Source organism: Micropruina sp. (assembly GCF_027492755.1).
Lineage (GTDB): Bacteria > Actinomycetota > Actinomycetes > Propionibacteriales > Propionibacteriaceae > Micropruina.
This window is the reverse complement of the sequence record NZ_JAPUED010000164.1, coordinates 4644-8311: the sequence shown is the minus strand read 5'-3', so window position 1 is coordinate 8311 and position 3668 is coordinate 4644. Positions and strand designations below refer to the sequence as shown.

The 3668-nt window shown below is 70.1% G+C and carries 1 protein-coding gene and 2 pseudogenes; 1 reads left to right on the top strand and 2 read right to left on the bottom strand.

Annotation, left to right across the window (positions count from 1 at the left end; genetic code table 11):
• Positions 1-382: pseudogene (locus tag Q0066_RS11540) on the bottom strand (proline--tRNA ligase); the annotation flags it as partial.
• 123 nt (positions 383-505) lie between these two features.
• On the opposite strand from Q0066_RS11540, the gene Q0066_RS11535 reads away from it, so the two are divergent.
• Positions 506-2380, top strand: a complete 1875-nt coding sequence (locus tag Q0066_RS11535) for a cation:proton antiporter (protein WP_298133035.1) — start codon at positions 506-508, stop codon at positions 2378-2380.
• A gap of 100 nt (positions 2381-2480) precedes the next feature.
• On the opposite strand, the pseudogene Q0066_RS11530 reads toward Q0066_RS11535, so the two are convergent.
• Positions 2481-3668, bottom strand: a pseudogene (locus Q0066_RS11530) (hypothetical protein); the annotation flags it as partial.

The following is a 3668-nucleotide window of genomic DNA, read 5'->3' as shown; positions in this document are numbered from 1 at the left end:
TGTACGAGCTGTACAGGTCCTTCACCAGCAGGGTGAACATCTCCTCGTGGGTCGGCCCGAGCAGGTAGTCGCCACCCTTGCGGTCGGCCAGCCGGAACAGGTTGGGCCCGTATTCGGTCCACCGGTTCGTCGCCTCGTAGGGCTCCCGGGGCAGCAGCGCCGGGAAGCGCACCTCCTGGGCGCCGATGGCGTCCATCTCTTCGCGGACGATCGCCTCGACCTTCGCCAGCACCTTCAGGCCCAGCGGCAGCCAGCTGTAGATGCCCGGGGCGACGCGACGGATGTAGCCGGCGCGGACCAGCCAACGGTGGCTGGCGACCTCGGCATCGGCCGGGTCGTCGCGCAGCGTGCGGACGAACAACTGGGACAAGCGGGTGATCACGGCGCTCAGCCTAATGGTTCCCGCACCGCTGCCCTCGCCCGAGAAGCGTCGGCGGATGCCTCTGCCCGCGCAGTGCCCGGCGTGGTGAGATATCCGCGAGCATCGAACGGCCGGAGGAAGCCCATGGAGATTCTGCTGCTGGTGGTGGGCTGCGTCAGTACCGTGCTGGCGGCGTCGTGGGTGTGTCAGCGGGTGCCCGTGCCGGCACCGTTGCTGCTGCTGGTGATCGGCGCCGTCGGATCGTACGAGCCGTGGTTCCCGCTGCCCGAGCTGACCGCCGAGATGGCGCTGTTCGGCTTCCTGCCACCGCTGCTCTACGCCGCCGCGGTGAACACCTCGCTGGTCGACTTCCGCACCAACCTGGCCGCCATCGGGTACCTGTCGATCGGGTTCGTGCTGTTCTGTGCGCTGGGCGTCGCCCTGGTGATCACCGGGATGCTGCCGGTGCCGTTCGCCGCCGCGTTCGCCGTCGGCGCCATCGTCGCTCCCCCGGACGCCGTCGCGGCCGTCGCGGTCGCCCGGCAGGCCGGTCTGCCCCGCCGGGTGGCGACCATTCTGGAAGGCGAGTCGCTGCTCAACGACGCCACCGCCCTGGTCAGCCTGCGCACCGCCGTCGCCGCGCTCGGGGCGTCCGTCACCCTGACAGAAGTGGGCACCGATCTGGCGCTCGCCGTCTTCGTCGGCCCTTTGGCCGGGTTCGTGGTCGCCAAGATCTCCATCTGGCTGTTCGGGATCTTCACCGACGCGATCACCAGCACCACCCTCACCTTCCTGATCCCGTTCGCCGCCTACGCGCTGGCCGAGAGCTTCCATGCCTCCGGCGTGCTGGCCGTGGTGGTCGCCGGGTTGATGGTGGGGCATGTCACACCGGTGGTCCGCTCGGCACCCGCCCGGCTGTCCACCTGGATGAACTGGTCCACGATCCAGTACGTCCTGGAACACACGGTGTTCCTGCTGATCGGGCTGCACACCCACCAGATTCTGGACGCCGCCGCCCAGTACCCGGTGTCGAACCTGACCATCGCCGGGGCGTCACTGGCGGTGCTGGCGGCAGTCATCGGCTCGCGGATCGTCTACGTGATGGCGGTCCGCCCGTTCCTCGACCGCAAGCATCGCGCCTTGTCGTGGCAGGAGGCCCTGATCGTTTCGTGGGCCGGCATGCGCGGCGTCGTGACGCTGGCGGCCGCACTGACGCTGCCCGTCGAGACCCCGCTGCGGCCGGTGCTGCTGCTGATCGCCCTGGTCACCGTGGCCGGCACGCTGCTGATCCACGGCCTCACCCTGCCGCTGCTCGCCCGCAGTCTCGGCGTCCACGGCCCCGATCCGCGCGAGGACGCCTTGCAGGAGGCGATGGTGACCCAACGCTCAGTGATCGCCGGGGTGGCGGCGATGAAGGCGGCTGCCGCGGGCCCCGAGGACCTCGAACTGGTGGCGGGGCTCAAGCAATCGGCCAAACGCCGGGTCGACCTGCAGTGGGAACGATTGGGCATGGCCCGCGACGGGCAGAAGACGGAGAGCCGGGCGATGGCCTATCGACGGCTCAGGCTGGTCGGGCTGAACGCGGAGCGGGCCAAGCTCCTGGAGATCCGCGACCGCGGCTTCGCCGACCACGAGGTGCTGAGTTCGTTGCTGTCCGAGCTGGACGTCGAGGAGGCCACCCTGCTGTCGCGCGAGCACCGGGAGCGCGAGGTCCGGGCGGCGGGGCCGCGTCCGGCCGGGGAAGCTCCCTGCGTCCATCTGGACGCGGCGCCGGCCGAGGTCGACTTCGAGGCGCACGGCGACTGCCTCGACTGCGTCGCGGCCGACCAGGATCCGGTCGAGCTGCGAATGTGCCTCAGCTGCGGGCACATCGCCTGCTGCGACTCCTCACCCGGCAAGCACGCCACCCTGCACTTCCGGCAGACCGGCCACCCGGTGATGCGCTCCATCGAGCCCGGCGAGCACTGGCGCTGGTGCTACATCGACCAGTTGCACGACGAGGGCCCCGACGATCAGTAGACGGTGCCCAACCGCCGGTCGAGCGTCATGCCCCACCGCTGGTTGAGCTTGTCGAAACCCCTTGCCAGGTCTCGACAAGCCCGACCGGCACGCTGGGCGATCAGTAGTAGGTGACGGTGATCTTCGACCCGGAGAGCTTGGCCTGGAACCCGGTGAGCTTGATGTCCTTGTACCAGTACCGGCCCGAGACCCGGGCGTCACGGGCGTAGAAATGCACGGTCGCTTTCATCTTCGCCTCGGCCCAGCCCGCCGACGAGGTCAGCTTCGGCTTGGCCGAACTCACCTTGCCGCCGGACCGCGTCGTCCAACGAATGGTGCCGGTCTGCAGCTTCACGCCACCCGGCACCCGGACGCCGAAACCGCACCCGGACGGACGGACCGTCTTCTGCTTCAGGCACCAGGAGTACTTCGCCTTGGCCGCCTTCAGGATCGCCGATTTGCCGGCTGAACTGAGCGACAGCTTGGCGCTGCCCGCGGTCTGCGCCTCGAGGCTGCCGACGGTGATCTTGACCGAGCCGACGGACAGGTTCCGGTTGGTCGCGGTGACCGGATAGACGCCGGGGAACAGCGACACGAACGCGGCCTTGGCCTGGACCCCGGCCAGGCTGATCTCGGTGGAGCGTCGCAGCATCGAGATGTCGACCTTGGCGGCGATCTGCGCGAGCCGGAACTGGTCGCCCACCCGGGTCACCTCGAAGGTCGCCGATACCGGCTTGCCGTCGAGGCTGTAGCTGGCCGCGACGCTGGTGGCGTTCGGATCGGTGACCTCGGCGACCGACACGTCGGCCACCTTGCCGGCGGTGGCCTTGGCCAGGACGGCGTTGGTCAGGAAGGTGGTGTCGCCACTCGGCGCGGACGCCGCCAAGCTCATCGCGGTGGTGGCATCACCGGTGCCGAGCGCGCGCAGGTAGGCGGCGACGGCGTCCGATGCCTTCGGCGTGGGCACCTGGGGCTGGGTCGACTGCTGCCCCGGCCCCGGCGGCGTCGAGATGCCCGGGCTGGGATCGGCCGAGGTGCCGTTGTTGTTGCGGACCACCCAGACGACTCCCGCGATCAGCGCCAGCACGACCGCGGCGCCGATCAGTCCGAACAGCAGCCGCTTGGACCGGTCGGGCGGGCTCGACGGCGGTGGCGGCGCACCCCAGGACTGCTGGGGCGGCTGACCGCCGTACTGCCCCGGAGGCGGACCGTATTGCCCGTAGCCGCCAGGCTGTTGCGGCTGGCCCGGCTGTTGCGCCCAACCACCGGGCTGCCCGCCGGCCGGAGGCCAGTTCTGGGGACCCGGTTG